The 23192-nt window shown below is 72.7% G+C and carries 17 protein-coding genes; 3 read left to right on the top strand and 14 right to left on the bottom strand.

All coding sequences use genetic code 11. The features are described 5' to 3' along the window. Positions 1 to 141 precede the first annotated feature (141 nt). From HDA43_RS31640 to metH, 8 genes are all read right to left on the bottom strand, one after another. On the bottom strand, positions 142 to 1197 hold the full coding sequence (locus HDA43_RS31640; RefSeq protein WP_312873635.1) for an ABC transporter ATP-binding protein: 1056 nt from the start codon (positions 1195 to 1197) through the stop codon (positions 142 to 144). Beyond that, complete coding sequence (locus tag HDA43_RS31635) at positions 1194 to 2249, bottom strand: ABC transporter ATP-binding protein (RefSeq protein WP_179828112.1); 1056 nt, start codon at positions 2247 to 2249, stop codon at positions 1194 to 1196. The genes HDA43_RS31640 and HDA43_RS31635 overlap by 4 nt, the downstream gene beginning before the upstream one ends. Beyond that, positions 2246 to 3259, bottom strand: a complete 1014-nt coding sequence (locus tag HDA43_RS31630; RefSeq protein ID WP_179828111.1) for an ABC transporter permease — start codon at positions 3257 to 3259, stop codon at positions 2246 to 2248. Before HDA43_RS31630 ends, HDA43_RS31635 begins: the two co-directional genes overlap by 4 nt. 78 nt (positions 3260 to 3337) lie before the next feature. Then, complete coding sequence (locus HDA43_RS31625) at positions 3338 to 5116, bottom strand: ABC transporter substrate-binding protein (protein WP_179828110.1); 1779 nt, start codon at positions 5114 to 5116, stop codon at positions 3338 to 3340. 68 nt (positions 5117 to 5184) lie between these two features. Next, entirely contained in the window at positions 5185 to 6195 is a 1011-nt protein-coding gene (locus HDA43_RS31620) for an ABC transporter permease (protein WP_179828109.1), read from the bottom strand. Between the two features lie 261 nt (positions 6196 to 6456). Continuing rightward, positions 6457 to 7038: a cellulose synthase gene (locus tag HDA43_RS31615; protein WP_179828108.1), complete on the bottom strand. Its 582-nt coding sequence runs from the start codon at positions 7036 to 7038 to the stop codon at positions 6457 to 6459. A 190-nt stretch (positions 7039 to 7228) separates the two neighbouring features. Next, on the bottom strand, positions 7229 to 7879 hold the full coding sequence (locus HDA43_RS31610; protein WP_179828106.1) for an HAD family hydrolase: 651 nt from the start codon (positions 7877 to 7879) through the stop codon (positions 7229 to 7231). A 22-nt stretch (positions 7880 to 7901) separates the two neighbouring features. Continuing rightward, a complete protein-coding gene (gene metH / locus HDA43_RS31605; RefSeq protein WP_179828104.1) occupies positions 7902 to 11366 on the bottom strand; it encodes a methionine synthase in 3465 nt (1154 codons plus the stop codon). 247 nt (positions 11367 to 11613) lie between these two features. Between metH and HDA43_RS31600 the strand changes: the two genes are divergently transcribed. The 3 genes from HDA43_RS31600 (at position 11614) to HDA43_RS31590 (ending at position 13447) form a co-directional block, all read left to right on the top strand. After that, on the top strand, positions 11614 to 12468 hold the full coding sequence (locus HDA43_RS31600) for a PAC2 family protein (protein WP_179828102.1): 855 nt from the start codon (positions 11614 to 11616) through the stop codon (positions 12466 to 12468). 373 nt (positions 12469 to 12841) lie between these two features. Next, positions 12842 to 13240, top strand: a complete 399-nt coding sequence (locus HDA43_RS31595) for a hypothetical protein (protein ID WP_179828100.1) — start codon at positions 12842 to 12844, stop codon at positions 13238 to 13240. Further along, on the top strand, positions 13241 to 13447 hold the full coding sequence (locus HDA43_RS31590; RefSeq protein WP_179828098.1) for a hypothetical protein: 207 nt from the start codon (positions 13241 to 13243) through the stop codon (positions 13445 to 13447). 125 nt (positions 13448 to 13572) lie between these two features. Here the strand turns inward: HDA43_RS31590 and HDA43_RS31585 are convergent, their stop codons facing one another. The 6 genes from HDA43_RS31585 to HDA43_RS31560 form a co-directional block, all read right to left on the bottom strand. After that, positions 13573 to 14709 (bottom strand): uroporphyrinogen-III synthase, encoded by a 1137-nt coding sequence (locus tag HDA43_RS31585; RefSeq protein WP_179828876.1) that lies wholly within the window; start codon positions 14707 to 14709, stop codon positions 13573 to 13575. Between the two features lie 92 nt (positions 14710 to 14801). Beyond that, positions 14802 to 15191 (bottom strand): nitrite reductase small subunit NirD, encoded by a 390-nt coding sequence (gene nirD, locus HDA43_RS31580; RefSeq protein ID WP_179828095.1) that lies wholly within the window; start codon positions 15189 to 15191, stop codon positions 14802 to 14804. Further along, complete coding sequence (nirB, locus tag HDA43_RS31575; protein ID WP_179828093.1) at positions 15188 to 17665, bottom strand: nitrite reductase large subunit NirB; 2478 nt, start codon at positions 17663 to 17665, stop codon at positions 15188 to 15190. The genes nirD and nirB overlap by 4 nt, the downstream gene beginning before the upstream one ends. Continuing rightward, positions 17662 to 19137 (bottom strand): FAD-dependent oxidoreductase, encoded by a 1476-nt coding sequence (locus tag HDA43_RS31570; RefSeq protein ID WP_179828091.1) that lies wholly within the window; start codon positions 19135 to 19137, stop codon positions 17662 to 17664. The genes nirB and HDA43_RS31570 overlap by 4 nt, the downstream gene beginning before the upstream one ends. Further along, positions 19134 to 21305: a molybdopterin oxidoreductase family protein gene (locus HDA43_RS31565; protein ID WP_179828089.1), complete on the bottom strand. Its 2172-nt coding sequence runs from the start codon at positions 21303 to 21305 to the stop codon at positions 19134 to 19136. Before HDA43_RS31565 ends, HDA43_RS31570 begins: the two co-directional genes overlap by 4 nt. 205 nt (positions 21306 to 21510) lie before the next feature. Beyond that, positions 21511 to 22833: an MFS transporter gene (locus HDA43_RS31560; RefSeq protein ID WP_179828087.1), complete on the bottom strand. Its 1323-nt coding sequence runs from the start codon at positions 22831 to 22833 to the stop codon at positions 21511 to 21513. Positions 22834 to 23192 lie beyond the last annotated feature (359 nt).

Here is a 23192-nt window from a genome sequence, read left to right as displayed (position 1 = left end):
GTGGACCGGACGCGGACGCGGACGCGGGGCCGATCGGGACGAGGGGCCGGGCGCGGGGAGGGGAGCCGGGCGCCGGGACGAGGCGTGCTCGTCCCGGCGTCGCGCGGGATGGCCGGCCGGGCGGTCTCCCCCGGCGGGCGGTCAGGCCGGGACGGTCTCCCCCGGGGCGGGCCTGGCGGCCGCGCCGGGAGCGTTCTCCGGGAAGTGGCAGGCGACCTGGTGGCCGGTGGCCAGCTCGACCAGCGGCGGCTCCACCGTCTTGCAGACCTCCTGGGCCTTCCAGCACCGGGTGTGGAAGCGGCAGGCGGGCGGCGGGTTGAGCGGGCTGGGCACGTCGCCCTGGAGCCGGATGCGCTCGCGGTCCTTGCGCCGGGCCGGGTCGGGGACCGGCACCGCCGACATCAGCGCGTTGGTGTACGGGTGCATGGGCGACTCGTACAGGTCCTTGCGGTCGGCCAGCTCGACGATCTTGCCGAGGTACATGACCGCGACCCGGTCGCTGATGTGCCGGATGACCGACAGGTCGTGCGCGACGATGACGTAGGTCAGGTCGAGCTCGTTCTGCAGGTCCTCCAGGAGGTTGACCACCTGCGCCTGGATCGACACGTCGAGGGCGGAGACCGGCTCGTCGGCGATGATGAGCTTGGGCTTGAGCGCGAGCGTGCGGGCGATGCCGATGCGCTGGCGCTGCCCGCCGGAGAACTCGTGCGGGTAGCGGTTGTAGTGCTCGGGGTTGAGCCCGACCAGCTCCAGGATCTCCTGGACGGCCTTCTTGATGCCCTGCTCGGTCTTGATGCCCTGGATGCGGAAGGGCGCGCTGACGATGGCGCCCACCGTGTGCCGGGGGTTGAGCGAGGAGTAGGGGTCCTGGAAGATCATCTGCATGTCGCGGCGGAGCGGCCGCAGCGACGACTGCGACCTGTGGGTGATGTCCTCGCCCTCGAACACGATCTTCCCGCCGGTCGGCTCCAGCAGGCGGGTGATCAGGCGGCCGGTGGTGCTCTTGCCGCAGCCGGACTCGCCCACCAGGCCGAGCGTCTCTCCCTTGCGGACGTCGAAGCTGACTCCGTCGACCGCCTTGACCGCGCCGACCTGACGCCTGAGCAGGCCCTTGGTCACCGGGAAGTGCTTCTGCAGCCCCTGGACGGACAGCAGCGCACCGGGATCGGTCACCGCAGCGCCCTTGTCGTCAGTCACGTGCTCTCCAACATCGGCTTGATCTCGTTTTCCCAGATGGCCCGCCGCTCCGCGGGCGGCATGTGGCAGCGGACCAGGTGGCCGCCCTCGGTCTCGGCGAGCTGGGGCACCTCGGTGGTGGCCTTGCCCCCGGTGCGGCCCTCGTAGGCGCAGCGCGGGTTGAAGGCGCAGCCGGTCGGCACGTTGATCAGGGAGGGCGGGCTGCCCTTGATCGGCATCAGCCGCTCGGTGGGCTCGCGGTCCAGGCGGGGCATGGAGCCCAGCAGGCCCCAGGTGTAGGGGTGCTCGGGACGGTAGAAGATGTCCTCGGCACTGCCGTACTCGACGCACCTGCCGCCGTACATCACCAGGATGTCGTCGGAGAGCTCGGCGACCACGCCGAGGTCGTGGGTGATGACGATCAGCGCGGAGTTGAACTCGCGCTGCAGGTCGAGCATCAGGTCCAGGATCTGCGCCTGGACCGTCACGTCGAGGGCGGTGGTGGGCTCGTCGGCGATCAGCAGCTCGGGGTCGCACGACAGGGCCATGGCGATCATGGCGCGCTGGCGCATGCCGCCGGAGAACTCGTGCGGGTAGCTGTCGACGCGCTTGTCGGGCTGCGGGATGCCCACCCGGCCGAGCATGTCGATGGCGTGCTTGCGGGCCACCTGCTTGCTGACCTTGTGGTGGATCCGGTACGCCTCGATGATCTGGGCGCCGACCGTGTAGTACGGGTGCATGGACGACAGCGGGTCCTGGAAGATCATCGCCATCTTCTTGCCGCGCAGCGTCCGCACGTGGTCGACGCTCGCCCCGACGAGCTCCTCGCCGTCCAGCCAGATCTCACCGGAGATCTTCGCCCGGCCGCCCTTGTGCAGGCCGAGGATGCCGAGGCTGGTCACGCTCTTGCCGGAGCCGGACTCGCCCACGATGCCCAGGGTCTTGCCCCGATCGAGCTTGAACGACAGGCCGTCGACCGACTTGACGACTCCGTCCTCGGTCGGGAAGTGGATGCGCAGGTCGCGCAGCTCCAGGAAGGAGTCGGGCGCGGAGGAACCGGGCGCCGTCGTCATGAGAGCCTCACCCTCGGGTCGACCACCGCGTACAGGATGTCCACGATGAGGTTGGCCAGGACGATGAAGAAGGCCGCGAACATGGTCACGCCGAGCACGACCGGCAGGTCGTTGCCGCGGATCGCGTCGATGACCAGCTTGCCGACGCCGGGGATGGAGAAGGTGCTCTCGGTGAGCACGGCTCCGCCCAGCAGCAGGCCGACGTCGAGTCCGAAGATGGTGAGGATCGGGGTCAGCGTGGCGCGCAGGGCGTGCTTGGTGACGACCGTGCTCTCCTTGAGGCCCTTGGCGCGGGCCGTGCGGATGTAGTCCTCGCCCATGGTCTCCAGCATGCCCGCCCGGGTGAGCCGGGCGTACAGGGCCGCGTAGAGGAACGCCAGGGTGATCCAGGGCAGGACCAGCGCCTGGAACCAGGCGATGGGGTTCTCGGAGATCGAGGTGTAGGTGCCGCCGCCGGGGAAGATCCCGAGCGTGTAGGCGAACACCGACAGTGAGACCAGGCCGGTGAAGTAGATGGGCAGCGAGACGCCGGCGAGCGCCACGGTCATGGCCGCGCGGTCGAGCGCGGTGCCGCGTCTCAGCGCGGAGACGATGCCGATGCTGACGCCGGCGATGAGCCAGAGGATCGCCGCCCCCGCGGCCAGCGACATCGTCGCGGGCAGCCGGTCGAGCAGCGTCGGCCAGACCGGCTGGTTGTTGTTGAAGGAGTAGCCGAAGCAGGGCGCCGGGCACTCGGCCTTGCGCGGGCCGAGCGAGTAGTCCTCGCCGGCGACGATGCCCTTGGCGAACCGCCCGTACTGCACGATGAGCGGATCGTCCAAGTGCAGCCGCTTGACGGCGCCCTGGATCGCCTCGGGGGTGGCATCCCGTCCGACGTAGCGCGACGCCATGCCCTCGGGGGTCTGTCCCAGGGCCCGTGGGATGAGAAAGAAGATCGCGAAGGTGGCCGCGCTGACGACAGCGAGCATCAGCACGGCGGCGATCACGCGGCGGACGATGAATGCGACCACGATCGTTCGGCCGGGTGCCCGGGAGGGTCACTCCCGGGCACCATGGCCTTCACCTGCCTTTGGTTGGCTAGAGAAGGACTACTGCTGCTTGACGCCGAGCCACGTGTAGTCGTACATGCCGTAGGCCGGGTGCACGTACACGTTGGTCAGGTTCGAGGGGCGGAAGAGAAGCGTCTTCTCGTAGACGAACGGCATGAACGCCGCCGACTCCATGACCTTCTTGTCGACCTGGGACCAGATCTCGTTGCGGGCCGCCGTGTCGGTGGTCTGGATGCCCTTGTCGAGCAGCTCGTTGACGGTCGGGTCGTCCAGCTCCATCATGTTGTAGTTGCCGGAGTCCTTGATGAAGCGACCGTCGACGATCTGCGACAGGAAGCCGAAGCCGGACGGCCAATCGGAACCCCAGCCGGCGATCATGATGCCCAGGTTGTTCTTGTGCACGAACTCCGGCTTGCCGGCGTACTGCGAGCTCCAGTCACCCGAGGGGTACTTCTTGATCGTGGCCTTGATGCCGACCTGGTCGAGCGAGGCCTGCAGGGCCTCGGCGACCTGGACCTCCTTGACCCGGTCACCGCGGACCGCGATGTTGGTCTCGAAGCCGTTCGGCTGGCCGCAGGCCGCGAGGCTCGCCTTGGCCTTGTCCTTGTCGCCCTTGTGGTCCTGACCGTTGGGGTACAGGTCGAACGGCTTGTAGCCGACGGTGGTCGGGGTCATCGCGGTGCTGCCGATGTCACCGCCGAGCGGGCCACCCCACGGCGCCTGGGTGGCGACCTTGTCGGTGGCGTACTGCACGGCCTTGCGGCACTCGATGTTGTCGAACGGCTTGACCTTGGTCGACATCATCGCGTAGCGGTTGAACGGCGTGTACGGGTTGTCCGACGAGTTCTTCAGCTCGGGCTTGCCGACGATCTTGGCGCGGGCCGCGGGCTGGACGCCGGTGCCGCCCAGGTCGACGTGGATCTGCCCGTTGAGCAGACGCTGGTCGATGTCGTCGGCGTTCTGCTTGTACTGCACCTCGATGCGGTCCGGCAGCTGCTTGCGGGTGGTGTCGGTCGAGGGGTCCCAGTTCTCGTTCTTGACGAGGTTCAGCTGCTTGCCGACCTCGTAGCTCTCGAACTTGTAGGGGCCGGTCGAGGCGACGTTCTTCTCGTAGTCGAGACCGGTGTCCTTGGCCTGCGGCACCGGAGCCGACTGCGGGTTGGCGACCAGGAAGTCGAACTCCGAGAACGGGGCCTTGAGCTTGAAGACGACGGTGTAGTCGTCGGGGGTCTCGACGCCCTTGAAGTCGTCGAGGTTCTTGTCCTTGTACGGACCCTTGTAGCCCTCGGCGTCGAGGTACTGGGCGAAGTACTTCGGGCCGTCGGTGAGCTCGGAGGTGAAGTTGCTGCGGGCGATGGCGTACTTGACGTCGGCGGCCTTGACCTCGGTGCCGTCGTCGTACTTGATGCCCTTCTTCAGCTTGTAGGTCCAGGTCTTGCCGTCCTCGCTGGCCTGGCCGGGGCCCTCGGCGAGGTCGGGGACGAGCTTCAGTCCCTCCTCACCCGGGGCGGGCTGGTAGGTCATCAGCGGGCGGGCGTACAGCCGCGAGAAGTTCCAGTTCCAGGCGTAGTAGGTGTTGCCCGGGTCCGTGGAGTCCGGCTCGTCCGTCAGGGCGAACTTGAGCGTGCCGCCCTTGGCGTCGGAGGCGTTGACGAGCTTGGTGTAGGCGTCGTTGAAGGCCGTGCCGGAGGCTCCGGTGCCCTGGTTGCCCGAGCCCGTGTTGTTGCCACCGCCGCCGGCCGTGCCGCCGCAGGCGGCAAGACCCATGCTCAGCGTGGTACCCAGCGCGGCGAGCGCAAGGGCTTTGGTCTTCCTCATCGTGGTGGTACACCCCTTGTCGTGAAGTGGCGGTGGTGGAGACGAACGGTCGCGACGGTCGCTTCGCGCTACCTGGCTCGCGGGTCGAGGGCGTCCCGCAGCCCGTCGCCCAGGAGGTTGAAGGCCATCACGGTAATGAAGATCGCGAGACCGGGAACGATCATGAAGTGCGGGGCGATCTGGTAGTAGTCGACCGCCCGGGTGAGCATGCCGCCCCAGGACGCCTGGGGCTCGTTCACACCCACGCCGAGGAACGACAGCGACGCCTCGAACATGATGTTGGTGGGGATGAGCAGCGTGGAGTAGACCAGGATCGGCGCCACGAGGTTCGGGAACACCTCGCGGAAGATGATGTAGCGGTTCGTCGCCCCCAGCGAGCGGGCGGCGTCGACGAACTCGCGCTCGCGCAGCGACAGTGTCTGGCCGCGCACGATGCGCGCGATGTAGGGCCAGCTGAAGAACCCGATGATGAACACGATCACCGCGATGCGCAGCGCGTTGCCCTTCATGCCGAGCGCCTGGTCGGGCAGCGCGCCGACGATGGCGATCGCGAACAGCAGCAGCGGGAAGGCCAGGAAGACGTCCATCAGCCGGCTGATGACCGTGTCGATCCAGCCGCCGAAGTAGCCGGCGAGCACGCCCAGCAGCGCGCCGATCACCACCGAGACGAGCGTGGCGAGGAAGGCGACCAGCAGCGAGATCTGCGCGCCCGACAGGATGCGGGCGAAGATGTCGCGGCCGTTGACCGGCTCCAGGCCGAAGGGGTGCTCCAGGCTGATGCCGCCGAGGGGAGCCGTCGGCGCGCTGGTCATCGGGTCGATGAGGTCGTTGTTGGGGATGTTGGGCGAGTCGCCGAAGAGGGCGATCAGTCCTCCGAAGGGGCGCTCCGCGAAGATCGCCACCAGAACGAGGAACACCACCACGACGGCGCCCGCGACGGCGGCCTTGTCGCGTTTGAGGCGAGTCCAGGCGATCTGGCCGAGCGAACGGCCTTCGATGGCCTTTCCGCCCGTCCCCTGGAGAACGGCCTCCGGCTGGGCCTCCATGGCCTGCCCGGAGACGTCGAGCGGCGTGGTCATGCGTGTGGCCCCCTGGATCCCAGACGACGTTGTCCGACGGGTGCGCCCGGGTGGGGTGCGCCCTCCTGCTGTTCCGAACCGCGCTCACGGTCCTGGACGCAGAATCTATGGGCTGATCTGCGCAGACCAACCCCTGAGGGCGCTATGTGGCTCAACTGTGATTCATGCGCAATTCATTTGTTTTGATCTTGGGCCGAATGTCAGGAAGCCGTTCCGCTTCTGTCTCGGATTCGTGACATTGCACTGAGGGGTAACTCAGTGTCAACCGATCCCACGTCGCTTGAGGATGTCCTCGATCTCCGAGAAGTCGTCATCGGAGGAGGCGGCCCGCTTCCCGGCCGGTTTCCCGGCGGGCTTCGCACCGGGCCGGGCCATGGGCTGGGTGCCGGATCCGGCGGCGGGCCGGGCGGGGTCGGCGGGCGCCGCCCCGGGACGCGGCAGCGGCCGGGTGCCCGAGGAGCCCTGTACGGCGCCGCCCCCGCCGGCCCCCGCTCCCCCGGCCGGCGCCTCCGCGCCCCGCCCGGCCCCGGACGTCCGCAACCGGCGGCTGCGCACCGCCCCGGTCACCACGAACAGCACCGCCGACAGCCCGGCCAGGGCCACCCCCGCCCACACCATGGGGTTGAGCGCCACGCCGGTGACGAACCCGACGATCGCCGTACCGATCCGCCAGAGGGTGGGCAGCGCGCCCGTCAGATAGGCGGCCAGCGGCAGCAGCGACCACGCCACCCCCCGCAGTCCGGCCAGCACCCCCCTGCGGCGCATCCCCAGGAAGCTGAGCAGCAACCCCACCCCGGTCAACCCGGCGCAGAGCGGCAACCATGCGATCTGTTCGAACGACATAGCGGACCGTCCCTCGTATCGGCGTACCCGTCTTCCATCCTGGCACGCGGGATCGCGGGGGTTCCTCCTCCCGGGGGAGGGATGATCCCCTAGGGGACGGCCCCGGGAGCGGCGGCGGTCTCTCGGGGATCCCCCCGGTTCGGCGGGCCCTCCGAGGGCGTGCCCCGGCCCTCCCCGCGGGCGGCCCGGGTCAGGCGGCGCCGAGGACGTGCGCCCGGAGCACCTCGACGTCGACCTCGTGCAGGGAGTCCACGACGAGGCGGCCGGGGGCCGAGGGGATCGGCAGCACGCTGGGCACGGCCACCACCCGGCAGCCGGCGGCGGTCGCCGCGGTCACGCCGTTCGGGGAGTCCTCCAGGGCGACGCACCGGGCGGCGGCCACCCCCAGCAGGCGGGTGGCCGTGAGGTACGGCTCGGGGTCCGGCTTGGTCCGCGCCACGTCGTCGCCGGTCACCACGCGGTCGAAGTGGTGGCGGCCGATGAAGGCCAGGCAGGCGTCGGCGATCGGCCGGACCGAGGAGGTGACCAGGGCCGTGGGCAGGCCGGCCCGCCGTACGGCCGTCAGCAGCTCGGCGGCGCCCGGCATCATCTCCACGCCGGCGGACAGCCGGCGGGTCATGCCCTCCAGCATCCACGTCTCCACGTCGGCCGGGTCGGTGGCCGAACCGGTGACCCTGAGCATGTGGTCCACGGCGGCCGGCATGGAGCCGCCCACCAGATGCCGCTGGTCGGCGTGGCTCCACTCGCCGCCGAGCCGCGCCATCACCTCGCTCTCGACCTCGAACCACACCTTCTCGCTGTCCACGAGAAGCCCGTCCATGTCGAACAGAACCGCGTCCATGTATCGGTGGAATCCTTGACGGTCAGACGTTGAAGTAGTTGGCCTCGGGGTGGTGCGCGACGAGCGCGGAGGTCGACTGCTCGGGGTGCAGCTGGAACTCCTCCGACAGGCTCACCCCGATCCGGCCGGGGTCCAGCAGCCCGGTGAGCTGCACCTGGTCCTCCAGGTTGGGGCAGGCGGGGTAGCCGAAGGAGTAGCGGCAGCCGGTGACGTCGACCTTCAGCATGGCCTCCAGCGACTCGTCGCCGCCGATGCCGAGCTCGGAGCGGACCCGGGCGTGCCAGTACTCGGCCAGCGCCTCGGTGAGCTGCACCGACAGGCCGTGCAGCTCCAGGTAGTCGCGGTAGGCGTCCTTGGCGAACAGCTCGGCGGTGGCCTCGGCGATCCGGCTTCCCATCGTGACGATCTGGAAGGCGACCACGTCGGTCTCGCCGGACTCCCGGGGGCGGAAGAAGTCCGACAGGCACAGGTGCCGGTCGCGCCGCTGGCGCGGGAAGGTGAACCTGGTCCGCTCGCCGCCCGCGTCGTCCAGGATCACCAGGGAGTCGCCCTCGCTGACGCACGGGAAGTAGCCGTAGACGACCGCCGCCTCCAGCAGCCCCTCGGTCTGCATCCGGTCCAGCCACATCCGCAGGCGCGGCCGGCCCTGGGTCTCGACCAGCTCCTCGTAGGAGGGGCCCTCGCCGCCGCGGGCGGCCTTGAGGCCCCACTGGCCCATGAACGTCGCCCGCTCGTCCAGGAACGCGGCGTAGTCGGCGAGCGGGATGCCCTTGACCACGCGGTCGCCGTGGAAGGGGGCGACCGGCACGGGGTTGGCGGTGCTCACGTCGGAGCGGGCGGGCAGCTCCTCCACCGGGGTGCGCTTCAGGGTCGCGCCGGTCCTGACGCGCCGCTGCCGCAGCGGCGGCAGGGCCGCGCCGTCCTCGCCGCGCTTGACCGCCATGAAGGCGTCCATCAGCCGCAGCCCCTCGAAGGCGTCGCGGGCGTAGCGGACCTCGCCCTCGAACAGCTCGGCGAGGTCCTGCTCGACGTAGGCGCGGGTCAGCGCGGCGCCGCCGAGCAGCACGGGGTATCTGCCGGCCAGCCCCCGGGAGTTCATCTCCTCGAGGTTCTCCTTCATCACGACCGTGGACTTCACCAGCAGCCCGGACATGCCGATCACGTCGGCCCGCTGCTCCTCGGCGGCCTCCAGGATCACCGACACCGGCTGCTTGATGCCGAGGTTGACGACCTCGTAGCCGTTGTTGGACAGGATGATGTCCACCAGGTTCTTGCCGATGTCGTGCACGTCGCCCTTGACGGTGGCCAGCACGATGCGGCCCTTGGTCTCACCCTCGACGCGGTCCATGTGGGGCTCCAGGTAGGCCACGGCGGCCTTCATCACCTCGGCCGACTGCAGCACGAACGGCAGCTGCATCTGCCCGGAGCCGAACAGCTCGCCGACGGTCTTCATGCCGTCGAGCAGCACGTCGTTGACGATCTCCAGGGCGGGACGCCGGGCGAGCGCCTCGTCGAGGTCGGCCTCCAGGCCCTTGCGCTCGCCGTCGACGATGCGGCGCTTGAGCCGCTCCCACAGCGGCAGCGCGGCCAGCTCCTCGGCCCGGCCGGCCTTCACCGCGGCGGCGTCGACGCCCTCGAACAGCTCCATGAACCGCTGCAGCGGGTCGTATCCCTCGCGGCGGCGGTCGTAGATCATGTCCAGGGCGACCTGGCGCTGCTCGTCGGGGATCCGGGCCATCGGCAGGATCTTGGAGGCGTGCACGATCGCCGAGTCGAGGCCGGCGTTGACGCACTCGTTGAGGAAGACGCTGTTGAGGACGACCCGCGCGGCCGGGTTGAGGCCGAAGGAGATGTTGGACAGCCCGAGGACCGTCTGCACGCCCGGGTGGCGGCGCTTGATCTCGCGGATCGCCTCGATCGTCTCGGCGCCGTCGCGGCGGGTCTCCTCCTGGCCGGTGGCGATGGGGAAGGTGAGGGCGTCGATGACGATGTCCTCGACCCGCATCCCCCAGTTGGCGGTGAGGTCCGCGATGAGGCGGTCGGCGACCCCGACCTTCCACTCGGCGGTGCGGGCCTGGCCCTCCTCGTCGATGGTCAGCGCCATGACGGCGGTGCCGTGCTCGCGGACCAGCCGCATGATCCTGGTGAAGCGGGAGTCGGGGCCGTCGCCGTCCTCGTAGTTGACCGAGTTGACGATCGCGCGGCCGCCGAGCGCCTCCAGCCCGGCTTCGAGGACGGCGGGCTCGGTGGAGTCGAGCACGATGGGCAGCGTGGAGGCGGTGGCGAAGCGGAACGCCAGCTCCCGCATGTCGGCCACGCCGTCGCGGCCGACGTAGTCGATGCACAGGTCGAGCATGTGCGCGCCGTCGCGGGCCTGGGCCCGGGCGATCTCGACGCACTCCTCCCAGTCGCCGGCGAGCATCGCCTCGCGGAACGCCTTGGAGCCGTTGGCGTTGGTGCGCTCGCCGATGGCGAGGTAGGAGGTGTCCTGGCGGAAGGGGACGGTCTGGTAGAGGGAGGCGGCGCCGGGCTCGGGGCGCGGGCGCCGCGCCGCGACCTCCCGGCCGCGCACCCGCTCGACCACCCGGCGCAGGTGCTCGGGGGTGGTGCCGCAGCAGCCGCCGACCAGCGACAGGCCGAAGTCGCGGACGAAGTGGTCGTGGGCGGCGGCCAGCTCGTCGGGGGCGAGGGGGTAGTGGGCGCCGTCGGCGGTCAGCACCGGCAGCCCGGCGTTGGGCATGCAGGACAGCCGCACCCGGGCGTGGCGCGCGAGGTAGCGCAGGTGCTCGCTCATCTCGGCCGGGCCGGTGGCGCAGTTGAGGCCGATGACGTCGACGCCGAGCGGCTCGATCGACGTCAGCGCCGCGCCGATCTCCGAGCCGAGCAGCATCGCGCCGTTGGTCTCGATCGTCACCTGGGCGATGATCGGCACGTCGCGGCCGGCCTCGGCGACGGCCCGCCGCGCGCCGACGACGGCGGCCTTGACCTGGAGGAGGTCCTGGGCGGTCTCGATGATCAGGGCGTCGGCGCCGCCGGAGATCAGGCCGGCCGCGTTCGCCTGGTAGGCGTCGCGCAGCTCGCCGTACGGCTTGTGCCCGAGGGTGGGCAGCTTGGTGCCCGGGCCGATGGAGCCGAGGACGAAGCGGGGGTGGTCGGGGGTGGACCAGGCGTCCGCGGCCTCCCTGGCGACGCGGGCCCCGGCCTCGGAGTACTCGTGGACCCGGTCGGCGATGTCGTACTCGCCCAGCGCGCTGAGGTTGGCGCCGAAGGTGTTGGTCTCGACGCAGTCGACGCCGACCTCGAAGTAGGCCTCGTGCACGGCGCGGACGATGTCGGGGCGGGTGACGTTGAGGACCTCGTTGCAGCCCTCGTGGCCCTCGAAGTCGTCGAGGCCGACGTCGTGGGCCTGGAGCATCGTCCCCATGGCCCCGTCGGCGACCATCACGCGCTGGGACAGGACGTCACGGAAGGACGGGATGCTCGTCATGGCCCCAAGGGTACTAACCGATCCGCCCTCGGTCGCTCATGGCGGTGTCCGGATGCTGACATCGGAGTGACCGGATGCTGAACCGCCCGCCCCGGGCATCCTCCTCCCGGAACCCTCGTCCGGCCGGGGCCCCGGAGCCCGGGCGGGGCGGGGAAGGGGCCCGTGCCCTGGGAATTCGGTGATGTCCACCGCACCGCATAGGCTTATGCGGTAGACGGCCATGGCGAGGCGAAGAAGGAGGCCGCGCGTGATCGAACTCGAAGGTCTACCCAAGCTCGTCGACCCGGTGCTGATCGCCGCGTTCGAGGGGTGGAACGACGCGGGCGAGGCCTCGAGCGGAGTGATCGCGCACCTCGAGAACGAGTGGAAGGCGACCCCGCTGGTCTCCTTCGACCCCGAGGACTACTACGACTTCCAGGTCACCCGCCCGATCGTGGAGATGGGCGACGGGCTGACCAGGTCGATCACCTGGCCGACCACCCGGCTGCTGGTGGCCCGGCCGCCGGGTGCCGACCGTGACGTGGTGCTGCTGCGCGGCATCGAGCCCAACATGCGCTGGCGCACGTTCTGCCAGGAGATCACCGAGGTCTGCCGTCACGTGGGGGTGGAGCTGGCGGTGCTGCTCGGCGCGCTGCTCAACGACTCCCCGCACACCCGCCCGGTGCCGATCGTGGGCTCGGCGAGCGACGAGGACCTGGCGCGGGCGATCAACCTGGAGCTGAGCCGCTACGAGGGGCCGACCGGCGTCGTCGGCGTGCTCCAGCACATCCTGGGGGCCTCCGGGATACCGGCGGTCTCGCTGTGGGCGTCGGTGCCGCACTACGTCGCCCAGCCGCCCAACCCCAAGGCCACCATGGCGCTGCTGCGCCGCCTGGAGGACCTGCTCGACATCCCGATGCCGCTGGGCGACCTGGCCGAGGAGTCCAGGGCGTGGGAGAACGGCGTGGACGAGCTGGCCTCCCAGGACAGCGAGGTGGCCGAGTACGTCAAGGAGCTGGAGGAGCGCAAGGACGCCGCGGAGCTGCCCGAGGCCAGCGGCGACGCCATCGCCGCCGAGTTCGAGCGCTACCTCCGCCGCCGCGACCGCGACGGCGACGGCTGAGACCCCGGATCCGGGCCCGGGAAAGCACCGGGCCCGGGACGACGCCGGATCCGGGCGCGGGCCCGGAGGCCATGCCCGGGACGGCGCCGGAGCCACACCCGCGTCCGGGCCGGGAGCGCGCCGGCGGTCGCGGGCCAGGTCGGCGGGCCGCGCCCTCCGGAAAAACACTCAGCGCATCGTTATCGTCACCGCACCCCCGGCGCGCCCGCGCGGGGCCATAATCGGCCCCACCCGGTTCGGCCGCGGGCCGTCCGCCGGGTAACCGCTCCGCAACGATTCGACGACCCGGAGGAGCACACCTTCGTAAACTCCGGTGAACGACCCCTCCCCCACGCCGCACATTGTCCGGGTGACTGCGCACGTTAGGGCAACCATGGCGACTCCCCAGCTCGACCCCCGCCGGCTCGACCCCTACCAGAAGGCCCAGGAGACGCGGCGCCGCGTCCTTGAGCTGGCCGGGCTGATGAAACGCGAGGACGGCGAGAACGCCGCCTCCTCCCCCCGCGCGGGCGGCGCCGCCCCCGGCCAGGCGGTCGACATGTTCCTCGCCCTGCTGCAGGACCGGCTGCCGGTCTGGCTGCGCCTCCTCGACGACCTGGGGTACCTGGTCGGCCGGGGCGAGGTCGGCGGCAACCTTCTGCCCGTCACGCGGGCCGGCATCGACTACTACGTCGAGGTGCAGTCGGCGGCGCTGCCGGTCTTCAGCTCCCCCTCCGTCACGGTGCGCTTCCGCGAGGCGCTGCGCGACTCCGCGATGGGGCCGATGGCGTAGGTGGTGCCGCTGACCGCCTATCTCGCGGCCGAGCAGCGCGCGGGCCGGGTCTCCCCCGGCGTGGACCCGGTCGCCAGCGCGCGGCTGCTGCTGGCCGGGTGCTTCCGTCACGCCTACTACGAGATGCTCGTCGGCGCCGCCTCGCTGCCCTCGCGTGACGCCGCCGCCGGGGAGATCGTCCGGGAGCTGAGGCTGGACCCGTCCTGAGGCCGCCCGCCCCGCCGGGTACAAAGGCGCGGGGCCGGCCGGCGGCACCGGCGTCCATGACGGCCTGAGCGGCGCCGGCCCCCGCCGGGCGGCGCCGCGGTCGCGAGAAGGCGGGCCGGACGGCGTCAGGCGGCGCCGCGGTCGCAGGCCAGGCGGTAGCCGCGCTTGATGACCGTCTCGACGATGCCGGACCGGCCCAGCGCCCGGCGCAGCCGGGTGACGGCCATCTCGACGGCGTGCTCGGCGGAGTCGCGGGACGTGGCGCCGGGCAGCACGGTCCGCAGCTCCGAGCGGGCCACCACGTGTCCCGGCCTGACTGCCAGGCGCTTGAGCACCGCCATGGGGGCGGGCGGCAGCGTCCGCAGGCCGCCGTCCACGGCGACGGCGTGCCCGCGGATCTCCAGCTCGCAGCCGGCGGCGACCAGGCGGGTCACGCCGTGCTCGGGCAGGTGCCGGGCGAGGGCGCGGGCCAGCGCGCCCAGGCGGGGCCGTTCCGGGCACACCACCGGCACTCCCCTGGCCAGCAGGGGCCCGGCGGTGACCTGGCCCACGCAGGCCGCGACGACCGGGCCGGCGAACGCGGCGACGAGCGCCTCCTCCAGCCCCTCGGCGCGGGCCGCGGCGAGCATGGCCAGCACGGCGGGGGCGCTGGTGAAGGCCACCGCGTCCACCGCGCCGGTGACCGTCTGGCTGATCAGGCGGCGCAGCGGCGAGGGGTCGCGGTAGGGCAGCCAGCGGTAGACCGGCACCTCGACGACCTCGGCCCCGGCCGCGCGCAGCTCCGCCACGAAGCCGGTCAGCGGCTCGCCGTGCAGCTGTACGGCGACGCGGCGCCCGGTGAGGTCCTGGGCGAGGAGGTGGCGTTTGATCTCCTCGCACGACTCGTCGGGCGCCGTCCAGTGGTCGTCCAGCCCGGCGGCCCGGACCGCGCCGCGCGCCTTGGGGCCGCGGGTCAGCAGCCGGGCGCGGGACAGGTGCGCCGCCAGGTCGCCCGACAGCCCCCAGCCCTCGGCGGCGGCCGTCCAGCCCCGGAAGCCGACACCGGTGGTGATCACCACGTCGTCGATCGGGCCGGACAGCGCCTCCCGGGTCGCGGCCAGCAGGCCGGCGTCCTCCTCCAGGGGGACGAGCCGGATCGCCGGGGCCCGCACGACCCGCGCGCCGCGCCGCTCCAGCAGGGCGCAGAACTCCTCGCGCCGCCGGGTCGCGGTGACCCCGACGGTGAAGCCGGCCAGCGCGTCGGGCGCGGTCTCGGGGGACACGGCGGCGCGGCCCGCGAGCGCCCCTCCCCCGCCGGGGGGACGCTCCGCGCCCGCCCCGGTCGCGGCGCGTCCCGGGGTCGCCGCGGCTCCGGTCACGGCGCGCCCACCTCCACCGCGCCGCCCGAGAGCCGTACCGGATAGGTCGGTACGGCCACCGCCGGGTCGTCCAGGCAGGCCCCGGTGGCCAGGGAGAACGTCTGCCGGTGCATGGGTGAGATCACGACGGGCGAGCCGCCGCGGGTGCCGACGATCCCCCGGGAGAGGACCTGGGCGCCGCTGAACGGGTCGTGGTTGCCGATCGCGAACAGCTCGCCGTCGAAGGTGCGGAACAGCGCGATCTGGTGGCGGCCGACGAGCGCGCACACCCCGCGTTCGGGCAGCAGGTCGGTGTAGGCGCACACCGGTGTCCAGCGCGGCGCCGTGTCCTCCCCGGGCGGGGTTCCGGGCGGGGCGGCGGGCGGCGGCTCGTGGAGAACGGTCATCGGGTGGCCTCCAGCGGGATGAGGACGGGCTTGATCTGGTCGCGTTCGGTCTCGAAGGCGATCGACGGGTCGGGGGTCTGCGGGGCGTTGACGAAGGAGACGAAGCGCCGCAGCTTGCCGGGGTCGTCGAGGACGGCGCGCCACTCGTCGGTGTAGGAGGCGACGTGCCGCTCCATCTGGGCTTCGAGGTCGGCGCAGATGCCGAGGGAGTCCTCCAGGACGACCCGCCTGACGTGGTCGAGGCCCTGCTGCTCCAGCCACGCCGAGGTCCGCTGGAGCCGGTCGGCGGTGCGGATGTAGAACATCAGGAACCGGTCGACGACGCGGACGAGTCCGCCGGTGTCCAGGTCGGCGGCGAACAGGTCGGCGTGGCGGGGGGAGAACCCGCCGTTGCCGCCGACGTAGAGGTTCCAGCCCTTCTCGGTGGCGATGATCCCGAAGTCCTTGCTCCGCGCCTCGGCGCACTCGCGGGCGCAGCCGGAGACGGCCGACTTGATCTTGTGCGGTGAGCGCAGGCCCCGGTAGCGCAGTTCCAGGGCGACGGCCAGCGCCGCCGAGTCCTGCACGCCGTAGCGGCACCAGGTGGAGCCGACGCACGACTTCACCGTGCGCAGCGCCTTGCCGTACGCGTGGCCGGACTCGAACCCGGCGTCGACCAGGCGCCGCCAGATGAGCGGGAGCTGCTCCACCCGGGCGCCCAGCAGGTCGATCCGCTGTCCTCCGGTGATCTTGGTGTAAAGGCCGAAGTCGCGGGCCACCTCGCCGATCACGATCAGTCTGTCGGCGGTGATCTCTCCGCCGGGGACGCGCGGCACGACCGAGTAGGTGCCGTTGCGCTGGATGTTGGCCAGGAAGTGGTCGTTGGTGTCCTGCAGGGCGGCCTGCTCGCCGTCGAGGATGTGGCCGCCGCCCAGCGAGGCCAGGATCGAGGCGACGGCGGGCTTGCACACGTCGCAGCCGCGGCCCGTGCCGTGCTCGGCGATGAGCCGGGAGAAGGTGGTGATGCCGCGCACCCGCACGATGTCGAACAGCTCGGCCCGGCTGTGCGTGAAGTGCTCGCACAGGGCGGTGGAGACCTCGACGCCCGCCCCGGCGAGGATCTTCCGCAGCGCCGGGACGCAGCTGCCGCAGGTCGTCCCGGCGCGGGTGCGGGACTTGATTCCGGCGACGTCGGTGAGCCCCTCCCCGGCGATGGCGGCGCGGACCCGCCCGGCGGTGACGTTGTTGCAGGAGCAGACCTGCGCGTCGTCGGGGACGTCGAGGCCGGCCGGGCCGCCGGTGAACAGCAGCTCGCCCGGCGCGGCCGGCAGGTCGCGGCCGACGAAGGGCCGCAGCGTGTCGTACGGCGCGACGTCGCCGACGCAGACGCCGCCGAGCAGGGTGCGGGCGTCGTCGCTGACCAGGAGCTTCTGGTAGACGCCCCCGACGGGGTCCATGAAGGTGACGTCCAGCGCGCCCTCGGCGGCGCCGAACTGGGCGACCTCCACGCCGAGCAGCTTGAGCCTGGTGGAGGTGTCGGCCCGGGTGAAGACCGCCTCACCGCCGAGGACGCGGTCGGCGGCCACCTCGGCCATCGTGAGGCACGGTCCGGCCAGGCCGTAGACGACGCCGTCGTGCAGGGCGCACTCGCCGACGGCGTAGACCGCCGGGTCGGAGGTGCGCATGCCGTCGTCGACGACGACGCCGCCGCGCTCGCCGACCGCCAGGCCGGCCTGCCGGGCCAGTTCGTCGCGCGGCCGGACGCCCGCGGAGAAGACCACCACCTGGGCCTCGATCGTCTCGCCGTCGGAGGTGACGAGGCCGGCGACCCGCCCGTCCGGCCCGGCGACGACCTCCCGCACGCCGGTCCCGGTGTGGACGGCCAGGCCCAGCGCCTCGATGTGGCGGCGCAGCACGGCGCCGCCGCCCTCGTCGACCTGCCGGGGCATGAGCCGCCCGGCCATCTCCACGACGTGGGTGGTCAGGCCGAGGCCGCGCAGCGCGTTGGCGGCCTCCAGCCCCAGCAGGCCGCCGCCGACGACGACCCCGGCGCGGGCGCCGGCGCAGGCGGCCCTGATCGCGTCCAGGTCGTCGATCGTCCGGTAGGTGAAGCAGCCGGGCAGGTCGCGGCCGGTGACCGGCGGGACGAAGGGGCTGGAGCCGGTGGCCAGCACCAGCGTGTCGTAGGGCTCGGTGTGGCCGTCGGCGGTGGTCACCGTACGGGCCTCCCGGTCGATTCCGACGACCGGACGGCCGAGACACAGCTCCACCCCCTCGGGCACCGGGTAGGTGAGGTCCTCGGCGGTGCGGCCGGACAGGTAGGAGGTCAGCGCCACCCGGTCGTAGGCGGCTCTCGGCTCCTCGCCCAGCACCGTGACGCGCCCGGCGAAGCCGCCGGCGGCCAGCGCCTCGGTCAGGCGGGCGGCGGCCGGGCCGTGCCCCACCACGACGAGCCTGGTCCCGGCTCCGGCGGGGAGATGGTCGGAAGATCTCATGCGGGTATGCCCTCCTGCTCGCACAGCCAGCCGACGATGCCCTCCACGGCGTCGCGGCAGCTTCCGCAGCCGGTCGTGGCGCGGGTCGCGGCGGCCACCGCCGCGACGTCCCTGGCGCCCGACTCCCAGCAGCTCCGGATCCGGCCCTTGGTGACGTTGTTGCACTGGCAGACGCGCGCGGTGTCCGGCATCCGGACCGGGCTGTCGGCGGCGCCGCCGGCGAGGCCGGGGAACAGCAGCCCGGCCCGGTCGGCGGGCAGCGGGCCGCCGTGGTCGAACAGCCGGGTCACGGTGCCCACCGCGGGCGTCTCGCCGAGGAGGATCGCGCCGACCAGGCGGCCGTCGCGGATGACGAGCTTGCGGTAGACGCCCCGGGTCCGGTGGCTGAACCGCACGATCTCGGCCTCGTCCTCGGTCAGGTGGGTCTCGCCCATCGCCGCCAGCTCCACGCCGCGCGCCTTGAGCCGCGTCACCAGCCGCGAGCCGCGGTAGCGGGCGGTCCTGTCCGTGGCGGTCACCAGGCCGGCGACCACGGCCGCCTGCTCCCAGGCCGGGGCGACCAGGCCGTAGACGACGCCGTCGTGCTCGGCGCACTCGCCGATCGCGAAGATCGACGGGTCGCCGGTGCGCATCTCGTCGTCCACGACGACGCCGCGGGCCACCGCGAGCCCGGCGTCCCGGGCCAGCCGGGTCACCGGCCGCACGCCGCAGGCGAGGATCACCAGGTCGGCCTCGACGACCTCCTCCCCCGCCGCCCCGGATTCCCCGGTCCCGGACGGGCTCGCCGCCGCCCCCGCCGTCCCCGGCGCGGTTCCCGTCCCGGCGGCGAGCCGTACGCCGTCGTCGAGGATCTCCCGGACGGTCACGCCGGTACGGATCTCCACGCCCAGCCCGGCCAGGCTCTCCCCGAGCACCAGCCCGGCCTCGGCGTCGAGCTGGCGCTCCATCAGGTGGCCGGCCAGGTGCAGCAGCGTCACCGGCAGGCCGCGCCCGGCCAGGCCGCGGGCGGCCTCCACGCCGAGCAGGCCGCCGCCGACGACCGCCGTGCGCCGCGCCGTACCGGCCGCGGCGAGGATCGCCTCGCAATCGCCCATCGTCCGGAACGCCACGGCCCGCTCCGCGCCGGGCAGCGGCGGCACCACCGCCTCGCCGCCGGTGGCCAGCACGAGCACGTCGTACGGCTCGCGCCGGCCGCAGGCGGTCAGCACCTCCCGTGCCTCCCGGTCGATCGCGGTCACCTCGACACCGGGCAGGGCCGTCACCGCGTGGTCGGCGTACCACTCCGCGTCCAGCATCCGCACCTGGCCGGGCGTCATCGTCCCGGCCAGCACGTTCGACAGCAGCGCCCGGTTGTAGGGCCGCCCGGCCTCGGCGCCGAACACGGTGATCCGGATGCGCGGGTCGCGGGCGCGGACCTCGCTCACCAGGCGCGCGCCGGCCATCCCGTTGCCCACCACCACCAGCCGGGTCACGCGGCACGCTCCAGGCGGACCGCGCAGACCTTGAACTCCGGCATCCGCGACACCGGGTCCAGCGCCGGGTTGGTGAGGAGGTTCGCCCCCGCCCAGTGGAACGGCATGAACACCGTGTCCGGGCGGATCGCCGGGCTGATCCTGGCCACCGCCTCGGCCGTCCCCCGGCGGCCGACCACCCGCACCCGCCCGCCGGGTTCCACCTCCAGCCGCTCGGCGAGGTCGGGGTGCAGCTCCACGAAGAGCTCCGGGGCCGCCTCGTTCAGCGCGGCGATCCGCCTGGTCTGGGCGCCGCTCTGGTAGTGCGCCAGCACCCGGCCGGTCGTCAGGTACAGCGGGTGGTCGTCGTCGACGTCCTCCTCGGGCGGGCGGTGCTCGACCGGCGTGAACCTGGCGCGGCCGTCGGGGGTGGCGAAGCGGTCCAGGAACGGCCGGGGCGTGCCCGGGTGGCCGGTGTCCGGGCAGGGCCAGAACACGCCCGTCTCCGCGGCGATCCGCTCGTAGGTGATGCCCGAGTAGTCGGCGATCCCCCCGGCCGAGGCCCGCCGCAGCTCGTCGAAGACCTCGCGCGGCTCGGCGGGGAAGCCCTCCGGGCCGCGCAGCCGGGCCGCCAGGCCGCGGAGGATCTCCAGGTCGCCGCGGACTCCGGGCGGCGGCGCGACGGCCCGGCGGCGCAGCAGCACCCGGCCCTCCAGGTTGGTCATCGTGCCGTCCTCCTCGGCCCACTGGGTGCTGGGCAGGACGACGTCGGCCATCGCCGCCGTCTCGGACAGGACGAAGTCGGAGACGACGAGCAGGTCCAGGGAGGCGAGCCGCTCGGCGACGCGCCCGGCGTCGGGCGCCGAGATCACCGGGTTGGAGCCGAACAGCAGCAGCGCCCGGGGGCCCGCGGCGGTACCGAGGGCGTCCAGCAGCTCGTAGGCGGACCGGCCGGGACCGGGCAGCTCGCCGGGGTCGACGCCCCACACCGCGGCCACGTGGGCGCGGGCGGCGGGGTCGTCGATCCTGCGGTAGCCCGGGAGCTGGTCGGCCTTCTGGCCGTGCTCGCGGCCGCCCTGGCCGTTGCCCTGGCCGGTGACGCAGCCGTAGCCGGACCCCTCGCGTCCGGGCAGGCCGAGGGCGAGGGCGAGGTTGATGAACGCGCTGACGGTGTCGGTGCCCTTGGCGTGCTGCTCGGCGCCGCGGCCGGTGAGGACCATCGCCCGGCGGGCGTCGCCGAGAATCGCCGCGGCCTGGCGCATGCGGGCGACGGGCACCCCGGTGATCCGCTCCACCCGCTCGGGCCACCAGGCGGCGGCCGAGGCGCTCACCCGCTCGAACCCGGTGGTGCGGGCGGCCACGTACGCCTCGTCCACGCGCCCCTCGGCGATCACGATGTGCAGCAGGCCCATGGCCAGCGCCAGGTCGGTGCCGGGGACCGGCTGCAGGTGCAGGTCGGCCCGCCGGGCGGTGGCGGTGGCCCGGGGGTCGATGACGACGAGCCGGCCGCCCCGCTCCCGCATCGCGGTCAGGTGCCGCACGAACGGCGGCATGGTCTCGGCCATGTTGCCGCCCGCGACGAGGATCGCGTCGGCGCCGGCCAGGTCGGTGATCGGGAACGGCAGGCCGCGGTCCATGCCGAAGGCGCGGTTGGCGGCCGCGGCGGCCGAGGACATGCAGAACCGGCCGTTGTAGTCGATCTGGCTGGTGCGCAGCACGACCCGGGCGAACTTGCCGAGCTGGTAGGCCTTCTCGTTGGTGAGCCCGCCGCCGCCGAACACGGCCACGCCGTCGGGGCCGTGCTCCGCCCGCACCGCGCGGATCCGCGCCGCGACGGTGTCGAGCGCCTCGTCCCAGGTCGCGGGGCGGCCGTCCACGAGCGGGGTGGTGAGGCGCCGGTCGCGGCCCAGCAGCTCCCCGGCGGTCCAGCCCTTCTGGCACAGCCCGCCGGCGTTCGCCGGGACGTCGTGCCTCGGGGTGATCGTCACGGCCGGTCCCGCGGTCTCCCCCAGGGTCCCCGCCTCTCCCGTGTCTCCCGCGATTCCGGCGGCTCCCACGGCCCCGGCCGCTCCGGCCGCTCCGGCCGCTGCTCCGGCGGTGACGTTCATGCCGCACTGCAGCGCGCAGTACGGGCAGTGCGTCGCCGTACCCGCCCTCACAGGCGCGGGAACGGCGGGTGAGATCGTCATGCGTCCGATGGTGCTTTCAGGCGGTTTCACCGCTGGGTCCCCTCTGTTACCGGTGTGCTACAAGCCGCCAAAGCGGTTCACGTCGGCGATCGGCGGGTGTGAGCCACGCCGCCGACGGCCCGCACGGTCGCGCGGACAGCCGGACGGCCGGGCGGACGGCCTCCACGGCGTACGGCCCGCGGACGGGCGGCCGGGCGCGGACGGCTCACACCCGGGCGGCCGCCAGGCCCGCCACCGGACCGGCCGACCTCAGGTAGCAGGCCCACGTCAGCAGCGCGCACACGACGTAGAAGCCGGCGAAGGCGGCCAGCGCGGCGCCCGCGCCGCCGGTCCCGGCGATCGAGCCGCCGAACCCGCGGTTGATGAAGAAGCCGCCGAACGCGCCGATCGCAGAGATGATCCCGACCGCGGCCGAGGCGTCGCGCCGGCCGGCGGCCAGGGCGGCCTCGTGGGCGGGCGTGCCAGGCGCGAGCCCCGCGGTGGCCTTGGCCCGGAAGATCGCCGGGATCATGCGGTAGGTGGAGCCGTTGCCGATCCCGGTGGCGGCGACCAGGAGCAGGTAGGCGCCGAAGAACAGGACGAAGTCGTGCCGGGCCAGGCCCTGCCACACCAGCGCGGCCACGGCCGCCATGGCGGCGAAGCCGGCGAGCGTCACCCGCGCCCCGCCGAGCCGGTCCGACAGCCAGCCGCCCGCCGGGCGGACCAGCGAGCCGAGGAGCGGGCCGAGGAAGGCCAGCCAGACCAGGGAGGCCCGCTCGGGGAACTGGCTCTTGATGAGGAGCGGCAGCGCGGTGGAGTAGCCGATGAAGGAGCCGAAGGTGCCGATGTAGAGGAGGGACATGATCCACGTCTGGGCCCGTCCGGCGATCCTCAGCTGCTCGCGCGCCGGGGCGCGGGCGGACGACAGGTTGTCCATGAGGAAGAACGCGCCGAGCGCGGCGGCGACGATGAAGGGGATCCAGAACAACCCGGCGGCGGCCAGCCCGAGGGCGCCGATCACCAGGGGCATGAGGAGCTGGACGGAGCTGACGCCGATGTTGCCGCCGGCCGCGTTGAGGCCGAGCGCCGCTCCCTGCCGCTCCTGGGGGTAGAAGTGGGTGATGTTGGCCATGCTGGAGGCGAAGTTGCCGCCGCCCAGGCCCGCGGTGGCCGCGATCACCAGGAACGCCCAGTACGGCGTGGCGGGGTCGCTCACCGCGACGGCCAGCAGCACGGCGGGGACGAGCAGGAGCAGCACGCTGACGACGGTGAAGTTGCGGCCGCCGAACCTCGCCGGGCCGAAGGTGTAGGGGATGCGCAGCGCCGAGCCCACCAGGTTGGGCAGGGAGACGATCCAGAAGAGCTGGTCGGTGGAGAACCGGTAGGAGCCGAGGTGCACGGCGACGATGCTCCACACCGTCCACAGCGTGAAGCCGAGGTGCTCGGCGAAGATCGAGAAGGCGAGGTTGCGCCGCGCGATCCTCCGGCCCGTATAGGCCCAGAACCCGGGGTCGTCGGGCCGCCACTCGGCGATCCAGCGGTTCGCCATCGTTCCTCCTGCTCGCTGTCGGACCGCCGGGCGCCGTTCGCCCAGCAAGATCAGCAGGCATCATAGGGGGGCTGGTTACTCACTTTCGTGACTTGGGGTAGTGAGCCGGTTAAATATGGCTAACCCCGGAAATACGCAACGCACGGGCCGCACGGATGAAACATCCCGGACATCCGGCGGCGGTACGGCCCCCCAGGACGGCGGCGCCGGGAGAACCCCGGCCGGGCGCCGGAGGCGCACAGGACGGGCGCCGGAAGGGCGTCGGGCGAGAACCCGGAGGCACCGGGCACCCGCCGGGAGAGCACCCGGCCGGGAGCGGCCGGAGGGCGGCCGGCGCGCGCCGGGGAGGACCCGGTGAT

Source organism: Streptosporangium sandarakinum, from assembly GCF_013409935.1.
Taxonomy (GTDB): domain Bacteria; phylum Actinomycetota; class Actinomycetes; order Streptosporangiales; family Streptosporangiaceae; genus Streptosporangium; species Streptosporangium nondiastaticum.
The sequence above is the reverse complement of the archived record's forward strand: the minus strand, read 5'-3'. Positions and strand labels throughout refer to the sequence as shown.